1 protein-coding gene and 1 tRNA gene are annotated in these 941 nt (G+C 42.3%); both read left to right on the top strand.

Annotated features, from left to right (window positions below):
• The coding region (locus ACS8FC_RS15445) for a 5-methylcytosine restriction system specificity protein McrC (RefSeq protein WP_439297423.1) at nucleotides 1–640 on the top strand (640 nt) is incomplete at its 5' end.
• Between the two features lie 225 nt (nucleotides 641–865).
• Nucleotides 866–939, top strand: a tRNA-Pro gene (locus ACS8FC_RS15450).
• The last annotated feature ends 2 nt before the right edge of the window (nucleotides 940–941 follow it).

Raw genomic sequence — 941 nt, forward strand, 5'->3', positions numbered from 1 at the left:
GTTACCGCAGTCAAATGCATCGACAGGTTATGGTATTGATCCCACTCGACCAAACCTACTTCAGCCAAGATTATGTCTATTGATCGATATGAATCAGGCGTTTGAACAGTGGGCGAGTCAGCGCATCGCATCGATGTTTCAGCAAGTGAGTAGCAGTTATCGTCCTTTTTACCAAACCCAAAGTGTCTGGCTCAATGATAGCGAGGGTCAAGCATGCGTATCGATACGACCAGATTTGCTGATATATAAAACGGCTGATAATGATAATGATCAAAATCAGAGTGACACCGCCGTTATCAAAGAGACGGTAAACGGTTGCTATAGCCACGTCATCGATATCAAATGGAAATATCTGCCTCATGCTGGTGCTATTAGTGCCAGTGACGCCTATCAGTTGACCAGTTATGCACAGGCTTATCAAGCAGGGCAAGGTTGGATGGTATATCCTGTATTAGGAGACAAGAGACGACCAGTTGCGCTTAAGCAGCAGATGTATCGTGACAGTGGCGATAGTAAAAGTGACATTATCGATGGTACTAAAAGTAACCACTCAAACCATGCGGATTTATGGTTGATACCGTTCGATGTGCTGACAGGTATGGTCAACGGTTATTTGCCTGCGAATTTGAATGAGGAATAATGATTCCATCAATCATAATTAACAAAGGTTTTTTAGGGTGCTATTTTTATAAGAATGCCTTTTTTTGAAAGAATTTAGAGATTATTTAAAATTAATCGAAAATAGGTGTTGACACAATCGCCTTTACCCCTTAATATGTGCACCTCGATAGCGAGGAACATTAACAAGTTAGTGGCATTGCCAACAACGAGTTAATCAACAAACTATCGTGATAATAGAGAATTTCGGAGTGTGGCGCAGTTTGGTAGCGCATCTGGTTTGGGACCAGAGGGTCGTAGGTTCGAATCCTATCACTCCGACC

Source organism: Psychrobacter sp. 1Y4 (assembly GCF_051847555.1).